The sequence below is a fragment of the Thermopolyspora sp. NPDC052614 genome, from assembly GCF_040678635.1.
Taxonomy (GTDB): domain Bacteria; phylum Actinomycetota; class Actinomycetes; order Streptosporangiales; family Streptosporangiaceae; genus Thermopolyspora.
The window spans coordinates 113,418-128,045 of record NZ_JBFATZ010000019.1; the positions used below are offsets into that span (position 1 = coordinate 113,418).

The window sequence follows — 14,628 nt, forward strand, 5'->3', positions numbered from 1 at the left end:
AACATGAAGAGCGCCGTACAGGATTCGTCGTACGCGGCCGTGGCGCGGCTACTCGCTGCGCAGCCCCTCCGGCCCGCTGACCCGCCGCAGCAGCGGCAGACCGGCCGCGGTGGTGAGCAGCACGACCAGCGCGGCGGCCCCGGACGTGACGCCGATGCCGACCCAGTCGAACCGGACCAGGGTGCCCGCGGCCGCCTGGAGGATCCCCGACAGGGCGGTGCCGGTCAGGACGGCCAGGATGAGGCCGAGCAGGACGGGGATGGCGATCTGGTAGAGGATCGACGCGCTCAGGGTGCTGCGCGGGGTGCCGGAGGCGATGAGCACGGCGAGCGGCCGGCGTCGTTCGTGAAGCTGCTCGGCGACGTTGACCAGCAGGCTGGAGCCGATGAGCAGCAGCAGCGCCAGCGCGCCCGCGAGAAGCCCCTGCCGGAGGCCCAGCAGGACGCCGTCGAACGATTGCGCAGTGATGGACTGGACGGGGGCGGTCGGATCCAACCGGCCGACCGCGTTGCGCAGCCGGTCGAAGGCGTCGGGGTCGGCAGGGTCAAGCCCGGCATAGTACGTGATGGTGACGGGGGTGAACCTGGTGCCGCGCAGCGCCCCGGGGGTGGCCAGGATCGTGCTTTCCGACGCGTGCAGGGACCCGGGAAGGATCGGGGCGGTGCGGGCGTCGGCGGGCAGCGTCCACCGCGGCGACGACGCGGACGCCTTCTGCTCGGACCCGACGAGGGCGTAGGCCGTGCCGGGGCGGGGCGCGGGCGCCGTCGGCGAGGCGACGACGAACGTGTCACCGTCGGCGCAGTCGCCGATCCGGGCCTCCAGCCGCAGCACGGCGCAGCTTCCGACCCGCAGCGCGACGTCGTCCGACTCGTCCGCCGACCCCGGGAGAGCGGCGTGCACCAATATCATGGCCGCGGCGGTCCGCACGCCCGGGGCGTCGCGCAACGCGCTCTCCCAGCGCTTCCGCTCGGCGGCCAGGCCGGGGCCGATCTCGAAGGTGGGGAGCACCACCGCCTGGAACCGGGAGGTGTCGCGGCCGTTCTCCACGGTGAACTGGGCCTGGACGGCGCCGAAAAGACCGTGGAGCGCGATCGCGCCGGCGACGGAGACGGCGATGCCGGACACCGCCCGCACCGCGGTTCCGCTGTCGAGCTGCAGCCGCCGTACGGCGAGCTCCCAGGCGACGCTTCCGCCGCGCAACCGGCGAACCACGGCCTCCACCACCCACGGCAGCAGCAGGGCCACGCCGATCAGCAGGGCCGCCATCCCGGCCATGACCTGCGCCTCGAAGCCCGTCGCCTGCTCGGAGAACCCGTTGCGCAACGGGTACAGCAGGGCCGGCCCGGCCACGGGCAGGATCAGCCGCCACCAGAGCCGCCGCCGGTGCTCGCCCCCGAGGCGGACCACCCCCAGCGGCTCCACGGCGACCCGCCGCAGCGCGGACAGCGTGATCAGCACCGCCGTGACCGGCACCAGCACGACGATCAGGACCGTGAGGGCCGGGACCGGCCGCAGGTCGTCGGGGTGGAAACTCGCGTCGACCAGCGACGTCCCTTCGGCGAGCAGGCGCAGGGCGAGGTAGAGCAGCCCGCCGGCGGCCAGCCCCAGCACCGCCCCGACCAGGGTCTCCCCGGCGGCGATCCGCCGGGTCATGGCGGTGTCCGCGCCGAACAGCCGCAGCGCGGCGAGCCGCCGGTCGCGGGCCTCGCCGCCGAAGCGCACCGCCGTGGTCACGAAGATCGCCACAGGCAGGAGCAGCGCGACCACCGCGACCGCGCCCAGCAACAGCAGCGCCGGCGGCACCCCCTGGTCGGCGTCCGACTCGCCGAAGGCCCGCACCCGGCTGGCGGAGTCCGCCGAGAGCCGGTCGCTGACCAGATAGAAGGCGTACTCGCCGGGACCGGTCAGCCCCTCCGCGCCGATCGTGCCGGCCACGTGCGCGTCCCACCGGTCGCGGAGGCGCGCTCCCGCTCCGGCCCGCTCGCCGGCGCTCCCGTCCTCGGCGAGCAGTCGGGCCAGCGCGGGCGAGACCAGCATCTCCCCGGCGCCCGGCCATCGGGTCACCCCGGGCGGCAGCGGGGCCCGCTTCCCCTCGGGGCGTACCACCCGGCCGTAGATCTCGATGTCGCGGTACCGGGTGTCCGCCCGCTTGATGAGCAGGGTGTCCTCGCCGCGCCCCAGCTCCTGCGACCAGTCCACGTCGCGGGCGGCGAGCCGGCCGTCCCGGGCCGCCACCGCCGCGGGAATGCTCGCGGCGACGAGCAGCATCGCCACCCCGAGCGCCACGCCGAGCGAGATCAACGCGAGCCGGAACCAGGCGGGTCGTCCGCCCGTCACGCTGAGCCGCATCCCCAGCGCCAGGTCGCCGGCCCACCGCGCGGATGAGCCGCGCCGCCGCGCGCCGTGCGCGCTCACCGGACCCGCTCCTGCTCGCGCACCCGCCCGTCGCGCACCACGGCCTCCCGATCCGAGTACGCGGCGACCCGCGCCTCATGGGTGACGAGCACCACCGCCGCGCCGGTCTCCCGTGCCGCCGCGACGAACAACTGCATCACCCGCTCGCCGTTGAGCGAGTCCAGCGCCCCGGTCGGCTCGTCGGCGAAGATCACCCGGGGCCGGGTGACGAGCGAGCGGGCCACCGCCACCCGCTGGCCCTGCCCGCCGGACACCTGGCCGGGCCGCTTGTCGGCCACGTCGGCGACCTCCAGCCGTTCCAGCAGGTCGCTCGCCCGCCGGGCCGCCTCGCGTCGCCGCGTGCCGGCCAGCCGGAGCGGCAGCATCACGTTCTCCAGGCAGCTCAGCTCCGGGATCAACTGCCCGAACTGGAACACGAACCCGAACTCGGTACGGCGCAGCTCGCTTCGCCGCGTGTCCGGCATCGTGGCCAGGTCGTGGCCGGCGTACCAGACCCGGCCCGAGTCCGGGGGGAGGATGCCCGCCAGGCAGTGCAGGAGGGTGGACTTGCCCGAGCCGGACGACCCGAGCAGCGCCAGCACCTCACCGGCGTACACGTGCAGCGTCGCGCCGTCCAGGGCGCGGGTGGCGCCGTACTCCTTGATCAGGTTCTCGGCGACCAGCAGCGGGACGTCCGCGGGCGGTTGGGGCATCATGGGCGGCTCCGTAGCTGGTCGCGTATCTGGTCGAGGCGGGCCGCGGTCAGCTCCAGCCAGCGCAGGTCGGCCTCCAGGTGGAACAGCGCGTGGTCGCAGATGAGCTGGTCGGCGAGGTCGCCCGCGGTCTTGCGCCGGGTCAGCTCGCGCATCGTCCGCAGGTGCTCGGTGCGCTGGACGTCCAGCAGCTCGGCGGCGTCCCGGCCGGTGAGCAGCGCCAGGACGACCTTGGTGTACAGGGTGTTCTGCAGGTACGACTCGGGCTTCTCTGGCCGGCTCAGCCAGCGTTCCACGTCCGTGACGCCGGCGGCGGTGATCGCGTACCGCTTGCGGTCCGGGCCGTCGCCGGGCTCGGATTCGACCTCCACCAAGCCGTTCTTCAGCAGGCGGGCGAGGGTCGCGTAGACCTGCCCGTAGTGCAGCGCGCGGCCGTGGCCGAACTGCTCGTCGTAAGAGCGCTTCAAGTCGTACCCGTGGCGAGGGCCCGACTCCAGCAGGCCCAGCAGGGTCGTTGCGACTGACATATTCGTGACTATACACATCGGCTATACACCGAGTGCATAGTTCGCGGAAACCGGCCGGGCCCGCCCGGCGCAGGGGTCACCGCGGCGTGGGCGACCCCGCCAGAGCAGGCAAAACGCCGCGAAGCAGGGCGGCGTCGGCGCCCGCCCAGGCCACGTACCCGTCGGGGCGGACGAGCACCAGGAGGCCGCCGGGGGAGGCGGGCGGCGCGACCCGGACGCGGTCCTCCCAGCCGCTCACGTCGGCGTCGCCGATCAGGACGAAACGCCCGTCGCGCAACGCCTCGTACAGGCGGACGCCGTCGCCGAGCCGCGTGTCCCTGGCGCGGGTGCCGACCAGCCGGTGCGCGCCCCGGGGCGCGGGGTAGGCGTAGCCGACGCCGGTGAGCTGACCGGTCGCCTTCGCGGCGATCGCGGGGACGGAGAGCGCGAGCCGTACCGCCAGATTGCGGAGCGCCCGGCCCGCGCGGGACTTGATCATCGCGGCTCGGATGATGGCGCCGCTGCTGCGCAGCACCGTGCGTCCGACCGGGTGCCGTTCCGCATGGTAGGTGTCGAGCAGGCGGTCGGGCGCGCCGCGCAGCACGGCGGCCAGCTTCCAGCTCAGGTTGGCCGCGTCCTGCAGCCCGGTGTTCATGCCCTGGGCGCCGGCGGGGGAGTGGACGTGCGCCGCGTCCCCGGCCAGGAACACCCGGCCCGTCCGGTACGCCGGGACCTGGCGCTCGTCGCTGTGGAAGCGCGACAGCCACCGCGGCTCGTCCATGCCGAAGTCGGTGCCGAGCGCGCGCCGGGTGACCTCCGCGACCTCCGCCAGGGCGAGCGGCTCGTCATCGGGTACGGCACGGCGGCGATCCCAGGCGAAGACCCGGTGGTAGCCGTCGCCGAACGGCGCGATGAACGCGAAGGCGTCGCCGACCCCGTTGACGGTGAGCGTCTGCGCGGGCGGCTCGGCCAGTTTCACGTCGGCGAGCATGATCGACTTCAGCACGGACCTGCCGGGGAACGGAAGGCCGAGGGCGTGCCGTACCGAGCTGTGGAAGCCGTCCGCGCCGACGACGTAGGCCGCGCGGTAGGAGCCGCCCTCGGTGCTGACCGTGACGCCGGTGGCGTCCTGGAGCAGGCCCGTGACCTTGGCGTTGTGCACGATCTCGGCGCCCGCCTTGAGCGCGCGCTCCAGCAGCGGGGTCTCCACGTTGTACTGGGGCGTGATCAGCAGGTACGGGAAGCGGCTGGGCAGCCGGCCGAGGTGGACGGTCGCCCGGTCGAACAGCCGCAGCTCGCCGAGCGCGGTGCCCGTGGCGACGAGCCGGTCGGCCAGGCCGCGGGCGTCCAGCAGCTCCAGCGTCCTGGCGTGCACGCCGAAGGCGCGTGAGAGGTTGGAGATGTGGTCGTCGCGGCGCTCCAGCACCGTGACGGAGACGCCGGCGGTCGCGAGATCGCCCGCGAGCAGAAGCCCGGTGGGGCCCGCGCCCACCACGATCACCTCGGGCATTGTCGCCTCCTCGGGAGTCAACGATTGTTGGCCAACGGCCGTTGACTTAAGTGAAGCACCGCCGAGGAAGAAAAGTCAACACGCGTTGGCCTACACTCGTTGACATGACTTCGACGAGCAAGCGCCGCCGCTCCGGCGACACCAAGGCCGCGATCCGCGCCGCCGCCCGCGAACGCTTCGCCGCCGACGGCTACGACCGCGCCACCATCCGGGCGATCGCCGCCGACGCGGGCATCGACCCCGCCATGGTCATGCGGTACTTCGGCAACAAGGAGAGCCTCTTCGCCGCCGCGGCCGAGTTCGACCTGCGCCTCCCCGACCTCTCGCAGGTCCCCCACGACGAGCTGGGCGCGCGCATAGCGGCTCACATGATCACCCGCTGGGACGGCGACGAGACCCTCCTCGCGCTGCTGCGCGCCGCCGTCACCCACCCGGCCGCCGCCGACCGCATCCGGGAGATCTTCGCCGCTCAGTTGGGCCCGGCCGTACAGGCGATCGCCCCCGACGACCCCGTCACCCGCTCCGGCCTCGTCGCCTCGCAGGTCCTCGGCCTGGCCCTGACCCGCTACGTCCTGCGCCTGCCCCCGGTCGCGGCCATGGACAAGGACGCGGTCGTCGCCTGGCTCGGCCCCACCCTGCAGCGTTACCTGACCGGCCCCCGATAGGGCTCACCGCGCCGCACATCCCTCCCGTCGGCCCTGAAGTACGATCGCGGCCGGAGGCGGTGCACCCGCGCCCGGCATGAGGGGACACACCAGGCAGGAGGGGACATCGGCATGGTCACCGCGGTCGTGATGCCCGCACCCGGCGCGCCGCTGGAGACGCGGACCTTCGAGCGGCCCCGGATCGAGCCCGGGGGCATTCTGCTGGAGACGCTGGGCAGCGAGGTGTGCGGCACCGACGTGCACCTGTGGAAAGGTCAGCTCGCGGGCGTGCCGTACCCGATCATTCCGGGTCACGTGAGCGTCGGCCGGATCGCGGAGATCGGCCCCGGCGAGCCGCCGAGAGACGTGGCCGGGACCCCGCTGTCCGTCGGCCAGGTGGTGACATTTCTGGATGTGTACGGCACGTGCGGCCGGTGCTGGCACTGCACGGTCGCCCACGCCACCACCCGCTGCCCGTCCCGCAAGGTGTACGGCGTGACGCTGTCGGCCGACGACGGCCTGCTCGGCGGCTGGGCCGAGCACATCTACCTGCGCCCCGGCGTACACGTGGTCGCGCTGCCAAGGGAACTCGACTGGCGCTCCTTCCTCGCCGGCGGATGCGGCATGCCGACGGCCCTGCACGCGGTGACCCTCGGCGAGATCGCCTTCGGCGACACCGTCGTCGTGCAGGGCGCGGGCCCGGTGGGCCTCTGCGCCGCCGTGCTCGCCCAGCTGCGGGGCGCCGGGACCGTGATCGTCATCGGCGGCCCCGAGGTCCGGCTGGCCGCCGCGACCCGCTTCGGCGCCGACGCGGTCATCGACATCGCCACCACCACCCCCGCCGAGCGCCTCGCCATCGTCCGCGACGCCACCGGCGGACGCGGCGCCGACGTCACCATCGAGGCCACCGGAGTGGCCGCCGCCGTACCCGAGGGCATGCGCCTCACCCGCGACGCGGGCCGTTACGTGGTCGTCGGCCAGTACACCAACGCGGGCGACGCCACCTTCAACCCCCACCTCGACCTCAACCAGAAGCACCTGGAGGTGCGCGGCTGCTGGGGGAGCGACGCCGGTCACGTCCACCGCTCGGTCCGCGTCATGGCCCGCTACGGACGCCAGTTCCCCTGGGCGGATTTGATCAGCCGCGAGTACGCGCTGACCGAGGCCCAGTCCGCCCTGGAGGACGTGGCCGCCCAGCGTGTGGTGAAGGCCCTCATCGTCCCCCGATGAACCTCGTGCCACCCCTGGCGCCGCGACCGGTGAACCGCATCCGAGGAGTGTGAACCGGACCTCTGCGGGTAGACGCGGACGAACGTGCCGATCCGCGCCGCGGCCTCCACCGACCCTTCGGGGTCGGTACGTGGGACCTGGTGGGGGAACGCGAACCGCGGATCGGCACGCTTTTTTATCGACATGTTGTCGGTATGATGGCGGCGCTTCTGCCCGTAAGCCCCACCGAGAAGAGGCGATCGCCCGTGCGGCGAAGAGCGTTGCCCGTGATCTACCTGTCGGTCTTCGTCGACATGCTCGGGTTCGGCATCATCCTGCCGCTGCTGCCGTTCCACGCCGAGCGGCTCGGCGGCTCCGGCCTGTGGGTGGGCGGCGTGCTCACGGCGTACGCCGCCGCGCAGTTCGTGGCCGCGCCGGTGCTGGGGGCCCTGTCCGACCGGTACGGCCGGCGACCGGTGCTGCTGGCCGCCCTCGCCGGGTCGGCCATCTCACTCACCCTGACCGGACTCGCCGGATCCCTCGTCACGCTGCTCGCCGCCCGCCTCATCGCCGGGCTGTTCGGCGGGGCGATACCGGTGGGGCAGGCGTACGTCGTGGACCTCACCGAGCCGCAGGAACGCACCCGCGCGCTCGGCCTCGTCGGCGCCTCGATCGGCATGGGCTTCGTGTTCGGCCCCGCCATCGGGGCCGCCCTGTCCGGCCTCGGTTTCGCCGGGGTGAGCTTCGTCGCCGGAGGCATCGCGCTCGCCAACCTCATCGTCGGCTGGGCCCTCCTGCCCAAGCACGTCCTGTTGCCCAAGCACACGGCACCGGCACTCGCCGACCGAGCGACCCCCGAGACCCCCGAGTTCCCCAAGACCCCGACCACCCCGGCGACCCCGGCAGCGCCGGGCCACGACGCACCCACCCCCACCCGCAGGGGCAGCTCACCGGCGCTGCTGGCAACCGCGCTGCGCGTGCGCGCCCTGCGGCCCGTGCTCATCGCGATCTTCGCGGCGATGTTCGCCTTCGCGGGCATGGAGACCACGTACGCGCTGCTCGGCGGTCGCCTCTACGGTCTCGGCCCGGCCGGGCTCGGCCTGGTCTTCACGGGGGTCGGCGTCGTGGTGGCGATCGTGCAGGGCGGGCTCGTGGGCAAGGTGTCCGCCCGGTACGGCGACCGCCGCGTCGCCGTGGCGGGCACCCTGATGGTGGGCCTCGGACTCGCGGTGCTGCCGCTGGGCGTGGCATGGCTGAACTACGCCGGCCTGGTCGCCCTGGCCGCCGGCCAGGGACTGATGACCACGACGACGGCCGCGCTCATCGCCGAACTGGGCGCCTCGGCGCTCGGCGGCTCCTTCGGCGTGGGCCAGTCCGCCTCGGCCGCCGCCCGCGCGACCGGCCCCATCGCCGCAGGCGTCGTGTTCGACATCAACCTCGGCCTGCCGTTCTACCTGGGAGCCTGCCTCTGCGCCGCCGCCGCCCTGCTGCTGCACCTCGGCACCCGTACCCATGCGGCCACGGCACCACCGCTCAGGGTCGTCAAGGACGGCCAGACCGCATAACGAACCCGCTGGATCCGGCCATGGCCGGATTAGCATGATTCCATGCCGAAGATCAACGCGGCTACAGTGGCCGAGCACCGCGCCCAGCAGCACGGCGCGCTGCTCGCCGCCGCCCGAGAACTGCTTCTCGACCGAGGCTATCCCGCGCTGACCTTCGACGCACTCGCCAAGCGCACCGGCCTCGCCCGCCCAACCGTCTACTCGTACTTCCGCACCAAGGACGAGGTGGTCATCGCCCTATGCGAGGCCGAGCTCCCCCTCGTCGCCGCCGACATCGACAAGGCCCTACGCCGAGCCACCACCCCACGCGACCGCATCGCCGCTTTCATCCGCACCCAACTCCGCGCCGCCCGCAAACGCCGCTACCGCCTCGCCCACGCCCTGGCCAGCGCCCCCCTCCCGGCCGAGACCCAGCGCCGCATCATGACCCTCCACCGCGAACTGGTCCCCAGCGCGGCCCCCCTGTTCACCGAACTCGGCCACCCCCACCCAGCCCTGGCCGCCGCCCTCCTCCAGGGCCTGATCAACGCCGCCGTCACCGCGATGGACGCCGGTGAACCGCTGAAGCGCGTAGAACAGACCACCATCGCAGCCGCCCTTAACGGCCTCGCCGACTCTCCCTCCGCCTGAGCCTGTTCAGGCGCTCACACAGGTCCGGGACTTAACGTCAGCATCTCGCGAAACTCGCCGACCGCAGGGCGAGCACGTTGATCGAGCGGCACCGCATGGAGGATCCTCCGGCCGATCTCGTTGATCTGGTGAGTGCGATACCGCGGAGGCAGGTCATCGATCGTGGCGGAGGCACGCCGCAGACCCTCGTCCACACCTCCGCATATCACCGTGCACAGGGCGGTCTGCAGATGCGCCATGGCATGGTACTGATAGTCCCTGACGACCGACAGAACACGTTCGCACGCGTCTGCCGCCGCGCTCTCGTCCCCGGCCTCCGCGCTCACCCATAGCTCGGCGTACTCCAACTGACCCCCGCGCATGCGCCACACGTACGGCATGATGCTCGTGGCCGGTGGCTCCGACTCCATGACGTCATGGCAGGTCCGCAGGGTTGACCGGGCCTCGGCGTGCCTGCCTGCCGAGGCAAGCGCTTTGGCCTGTGAACACAGAACGAAGGCCGTCCCGAGGGATCGTGCGTCACCGGCGATGTGCCGCGCCTGCTCGGTGAGGCGCAGAACGGTCAGCGGGTCGCGTTGGCCGTGGCCCAGGATGTGGCCCGCCGCAGTGGCGCGAACTCCCAGTCGCAGGTGCAGATCCCCCGTTTCGTCCGCCATCGCCCGCGCGGTGTGCCACCAGCGCAGCGCCGCGCCGTGCTCGCCAAGCCGGGACAGCACGTTCGCATGGAGGGTGGACAGCGCGGCCACGACCCGGCGCAATTCAAGGATCTCGCTACTGTCCTTAAGATTGCGCAACTGCTGTTGCAGCTCGGCAAGGTCATTCTGCAGATCATCCCGCGCCTCAGCGGGTGGGCGCGTATGAAGCGTGTTCAGTTGATCGTCGCAAGCGAGATGCCAGTCTTCGACGGTGCGCTCCTCGACCAGATCCATGTGGAGAAGCTGACGTAGAGGCTCTCCTGTCGAGCCCAGCGCACTGAAACCAGCGCTGGTGGCGGCGAGTTGCAGAATTCGTCGGCGTTCCGTGGTGTTCACCTCATCCGAAGTCTCTTTTCTCACCAGCGTACGCAAACGATCCACTTCGGCAACAATGCCGTGAAGGGCAATAAGCCGACCATTTGCCCCGTACACCTCGTCCAGGCGTCGCACCGTGTCCGGTTGGGGACGGGTGACGCCGCGCTCCCACTTGGACAGGTCGGCGTCGTCGCACCAAGCCAGTTTCGCCACCTGCCGCAGCGTAAGCCCGCGCACCTCGTCGCGCTGGTAGCGCATCTCGGCGCCCAGCAGATGCCAGGGCGAGGCGCACGGGTTCACCGGATCGGGTTTACGAGGCATTCGGCACCACCAAATCCTGCCTGTACGGGGACGGTTACTCACCCACGTCAAATGTATAGGGGCACGCCCCGCCAGGTTCCATGATTTCTCTGCCAAAGGCAAACCACAGGTACAAGCGGGGTCCGATTCGACTGGTGTTACCACTTACGACCCCTTGTTCCCAAGCGAGGTGTGACCAAATGATCAGCCGTGCCGCCGCAGACCCCTATTCGCTAATTCCGGAAATAGTCCGATTTTCAAACGTTTCCGTGGCCTGGGGCGGGCGATGAGGGCGGCTCGTGAGGGCAGACGCGGCGGAGGACGGCATCGGCAGGGGTCCCCGTACGTGCCCTGGACCCGCATCCGGTGGGACGTGCGCCAGCAGGCGTCCGCCGCCGCACTCGACATGATCGAGCCGGGCTGGCTGGTGATGTACCGCCCCTGGGCACGGAGCTTCTACGCGGTCCCGACATGGCCCCTGCCCGGCGAAGCCGGCGTCGAGGCCCGGACCATCGTGGGACTCCAGGCCCGTATGCGGCAGGCCGAAGCATCGTCGTCCGCCGCCGAACGAGCCCGCCCTCGGCCCGAGATCCGCGGATTCCCTCGGACGGAGGCGGTATGAGCAGCGGCACCCACTCCCGGCGAAATGGCGACACCGCCCCTCGGCAAAGCAGCGACCTCGGCCGCCCGCCAAGCGGCGATCCCGGTTCCCCCCAAAGCGGTAACACCGACTCTCGGCACAACGGCGGCACCGGCTCTCCGCCAAGCGGCGACATTTACTCCCCGCAAAGCGGTAACACCGACTCTCGTCACAACGGCGACCTCGGTCGCCCGCAAAGCGGCGATCCCGGTTCCCCGCGAAGCGGTAACACCGACTCTCGGTACAAGGGCGGCACCGGCTCTCCGCCAAGCGGCGACATTTACTCCCCGCGAAGCGGCGGTACCTGCCCTCCCCCTCCCCTACGGCCCTTGTCGTACGTCTACGAGGCCGACGGCGGAGACGGCCACGGCGTGTGCGGCGTCACTGACGCGTTCGACACCGCAGAGCGCCACCTCGTCGCGGCCCTACGAACCATGCCCCACGGCGCTTCGGGCAGCATCCGGTTGGCGGTCCTCGACTCGACGATGTTGCCCTATCCGTCCTACCGTTACAGCCCGGTGATCGCCCGCGCATGGTACGACGCGCCGACAAATCCCCCGCGCGCGGCCGCAGATATGCGTTAGCGTCCACTGGAGTGGTGTACGGGTTTGAACCCGTTCGTCACCTTGATGCCCGCTAGGGAAGATCGATGTGACATGAGGGCGGCCACTCCGCGATCCTTCACAGCTGTCGAAGGCAAGAAGGAGAACGAGAAGTGGCCGCTATGGACATTCATTCAGCCCGTGGAGGGCGAGTGGTTCGACGAGACACTGGCCAAGGCCTCGCCGGATGTGCTGCGCGAGATGGTTGTGCGGATGGCGCAGATGATGATGGACGCCGAGGTCGAGCAGCGCTGCGGCGCCGGATACGGCGAGGTGTCCGACCAGCGGGTCAACTCGCGTAACGGCTACCGGCGGCGGGAGTGGGACACCTGTGCCGGGACCGTCGAGCCGACGATCCCGAGGTTGCGGCAGGGGACGTACTACCCCGAGTGGCTGCTGGAGCGGCGGCGGCGCGCCGAGCGGGCACCGGCCTCGGTGGTGGCGACCTCATATCTAGCTGGGGGTGTCGACCCGGCGGGTGCGGAAACCCGCCGAGCAGCTCGGCGTGACCAAACTGTCCAGGTCGCAGGCGGTGGCCGGGTGGCGGCAGGTGGGGAAGCGGCAGGTCTGGTCCCGGGCCTGGTTCAGCCGTCGCATGGCGGTAGTGGGCCGGTAGCGGATCTGGCCGTGGTGCATGGCGGCTCGCCTCGTCGTAGTCCGTTTTGTCATAGGGGGTAGCGGTCGGGGTGGACGGTGTGGGTGCGTTTGGCAGGGGTTTCCCACACCAGGGTGCCGGGGCTGGGCTGGGTGAGTTTCCACCCATCGGTCTGCTTCAGGACATGGTGCCGGCGACACAGGGCGGCCAGGTTGCACGGGCAGGTGGGGCCTTTTTCGTCGTAGGGGCGGGTGTGGTCCAGATCAGTGTGTCACGAACGCAGAGAGGGGCTTGTAAGTGAGGTAACAGAGGTCTCTCGAAGCGGTGCTGTGCGAAAGATGAAGGTTTGGCCCTTCGGAGTCGCCTTGCGGGAGGAGGCTTCAAATCACCACATGCTGCGTTGGCTGAAGACCGTCGTGGTGAGCGATGTGGAAAAGGCGTCGGTAGGAGACGTCAGATGAAGGTCAGGAAGACGTTGTGCAGTCTCGGAAGAGATCGCTGATGACGTGTCGTTAGATCATTAACTGACATCAAAACCGGGGGGTTCGATCTTCCTCCGGGATAAGTCTGGTGGGTGCCCGCTTATTGGCCAGGCGGTGTCCGGCATGGAGGCGGCGTGATCCTGATCTTGGCTTTCGCATGGAACGTGAGAAGGCGTGTCCCGTTACTGCTGCGCCTGTAATCGGGTGCAGCGATAGGGAGTATCCCAAGCGGCAGAAACCGTGAGGGAGTGAGTACCGTTGCGTGGATGCGCCGGCGGACCAGCTCGTAGTAGTGGTGAAACCTCTGCTTGGCACGGTGGGGGTGGAGCGAAGGGGCTGGGGTATCTGTGGCTGTGTTCGCTTGGTCAACCGGGAAGGTCCGGGAGGAGCTGCGTGAACGAGCTGAAAGCGTCAGGCAGGTCGTTTGAAATTTCGAAGCGGGAGGTATGGGAGGCGTGGGAAAGGGTTAAAGCGAACAAGGGCGCCCCGGGAGTGGACGGCCGCTCGGTCGAGGAGTTCGAGAAGGATCTGAAGAACAATCTCTACAAGATCTGGAACAGGATGTCCTCGGGGAGCTATTTTCCTCCCCCGGTGCGTGCGGTGGAAATACCAAAATCGCATGGCGTGGGAACCAGGATTCTGGGGGTTCCCACCGTGGCAGATCGGATCGCTCAGACGGTGGTGGCACGGAGGATCGAGGAGAAGGTCGAGCTGATCTTCCACTCTGACTCCTACGGCTACCGGCCTGGGGTGTCCGCGCTGCACGCGGTCGATACGTGCCGCAGGCGCTGCTGGAAGGCCGACTGGGTGATCGACTTGGACATCCAGAAGTTCTTCGACCGTGTCCGCTGGGACCTCGTCGTCAAAGCGGTGGAGGCCAACACCGATCTCCCGTGGGTGGTGCTATATGTGAGGCGGTGGCTTCAGGCACCGTTGCGACTGCCCGATGGGACCTTGCAGAAACGGGACCGCGGAACCCCCCAGGGGTCAGCGGTATCACCGGTGCTGGCGAATCTGTTCCTGCACTACGCGTTCGACATGTGGATGTCCCGGGAATTCCCGGCCATCGAGTTCGAACGCTATGTCGATGACGTCGTGGTGCATTGCAAGAGCGAAGCCGAGGCCCGCAGGGTGGTAGCGGCCATCGCCGAGCGGATGGAACAGGTCGGGTTGCAATTACATCCCGAAAAGACCAAGATCGTGTACTGTAAGGATGGGAGAAGAGGCGGGTCGTACCGGCATACCTCTTTCACCTTCCTGGGCTTCACTTTCCAAGCTCGTGTGGCACGTGACGGGAAAGGAATCAATTTCACTGGATTCCTGCCGGCGATCAGCAAGGATGCCCTGAGGAAGATCAGTCGGGAGGTCCGTCGGTGGCGACTACATCTACGGATCAGGCATTCGCTCGCGGAAATCGCTCGCATCATAAACCCGATCGTGCGCGGCTGGACGCAGTACTACGGGGCATACTATCGCTCCGCGCTGCGTCCTCTCCTGCGGCGTATCAACATGTATCTGATGCGCTGGATCCGCAAGAAGTACAGACGGCTGGCACCCTACAAGAAGGCGAAGGCATGCTGGCAACGCATTATTCGCCAGTACCCAAGGCTATTCGCTCACTGGAGATGGGTGCCCGGCTATTGACGACCAAGATATCAAGAGCCCGGTGACGGGAGACTGTCACGCCGGGATCTGTGGGAGCCTGGGGGTGAGACTCCCCCAGGCCACCCGACCAGCCGGTGGCGGGGCGGCGGCAGGTGGGGAAGCGGCAGGTCTGGTCGCGGGCCTGGACCAGCCGCCGCATGACCTCGCCGGGGCGGTAGCGCAT

11 protein-coding genes and 1 pseudogene are annotated in these 14,628 nt (G+C 70.0%); 7 read left to right on the forward strand and 5 right to left on the reverse strand.

The features are described 5' to 3' along the window. Positions 1–48: 48 nt before the first annotated feature. From AB0K60_RS30740 to AB0K60_RS30755, 4 genes are all read right to left on the reverse strand, one after another. Complete coding sequence (locus AB0K60_RS30740; protein ID WP_364062938.1) at positions 49–2,415, reverse strand: FtsX-like permease family protein; 2,367 nt, start codon at positions 2,413–2,415, stop codon at positions 49–51. After that, positions 2,412–3,110, reverse strand: coding sequence for an ABC transporter ATP-binding protein (locus AB0K60_RS30745; protein ID WP_364062941.1), 699 nt, complete (start codon positions 3,108–3,110; stop codon positions 2,412–2,414). The genes AB0K60_RS30740 and AB0K60_RS30745 overlap by 4 nt, the downstream gene beginning before the upstream one ends. After that, positions 3,107–3,634 (reverse strand): PadR family transcriptional regulator, encoded by a 528-nt coding sequence (locus AB0K60_RS30750; RefSeq protein ID WP_364062944.1) that lies wholly within the window; start codon positions 3,632–3,634, stop codon positions 3,107–3,109. Before AB0K60_RS30750 ends, AB0K60_RS30745 begins: the two co-directional genes overlap by 4 nt. A gap of 76 nt (positions 3,635–3,710) precedes the next feature. Beyond that, entirely contained in the window at positions 3,711–5,123 is a 1,413-nt protein-coding gene (locus tag AB0K60_RS30755; RefSeq protein WP_364062947.1) for an FAD-dependent monooxygenase, read from the reverse strand. A 104-nt stretch (positions 5,124–5,227) separates the two neighbouring features. On the opposite strand from AB0K60_RS30755, the gene AB0K60_RS30760 reads away from it, so the two are divergent. The 4 genes from AB0K60_RS30760 (at position 5,228) to AB0K60_RS30775 (ending at position 9,171) form a co-directional block, all read left to right on the forward strand. Continuing rightward, a complete protein-coding gene (locus AB0K60_RS30760; protein ID WP_364062950.1) occupies positions 5,228–5,788 on the forward strand; it encodes a TetR family transcriptional regulator in 561 nt (186 codons plus the stop codon). Positions 5,789–5,899: 111 nt separating this feature from the next. Beyond that, a complete protein-coding gene (locus tag AB0K60_RS30765) occupies positions 5,900–6,997 on the forward strand; it encodes a zinc-binding dehydrogenase (protein WP_364062953.1) in 1,098 nt (365 codons plus the stop codon). A gap of 245 nt (positions 6,998–7,242) precedes the next feature. Beyond that, positions 7,243–8,541, forward strand: a complete 1,299-nt coding sequence (locus AB0K60_RS30770) for an MFS transporter (protein ID WP_364062956.1) — start codon at positions 7,243–7,245, stop codon at positions 8,539–8,541. A gap of 42 nt (positions 8,542–8,583) precedes the next feature. After that, a complete protein-coding gene (locus tag AB0K60_RS30775; RefSeq protein WP_364062959.1) occupies positions 8,584–9,171 on the forward strand; it encodes a helix-turn-helix domain-containing protein in 588 nt (195 codons plus the stop codon). Positions 9,172–9,185: 14 nt separating this feature from the next. Here AB0K60_RS30775 and AB0K60_RS30780 read toward each other — a convergent pair whose 3' ends face one another. After that, positions 9,186–10,502 carry a helix-turn-helix transcriptional regulator gene (locus AB0K60_RS30780; protein ID WP_364062962.1) on the reverse strand — a complete coding sequence of 439 codons (1,317 nt, stop codon included), beginning with the start codon at positions 10,500–10,502 and terminating at the stop codon, positions 9,186–9,188. A gap of 948 nt (positions 10,503–11,450) precedes the next feature. On the opposite strand from AB0K60_RS30780, the gene AB0K60_RS30785 reads away from it, so the two are divergent. The 3 genes and pseudogenes from AB0K60_RS30785 to ltrA all read left to right on the forward strand — a co-directional run bounded on the left by AB0K60_RS30785 (position 11,451) and on the right by ltrA (position 14,444). Then, entirely contained in the window at positions 11,451–11,705 is a 255-nt protein-coding gene (locus tag AB0K60_RS30785) for a hypothetical protein (RefSeq protein WP_364062965.1), read from the forward strand. A 150-nt stretch (positions 11,706–11,855) separates the two neighbouring features. Next, positions 11,856–12,252, forward strand: a pseudogene (locus AB0K60_RS30790) (transposase); the annotation flags it as partial. A gap of 941 nt (positions 12,253–13,193) precedes the next feature. Then, positions 13,194–14,444 (forward strand): group II intron reverse transcriptase/maturase, encoded by a 1,251-nt coding sequence (gene ltrA, locus AB0K60_RS30795; protein WP_364062968.1) that lies wholly within the window; start codon positions 13,194–13,196, stop codon positions 14,442–14,444. Positions 14,445–14,628 lie beyond the last annotated feature (184 nt).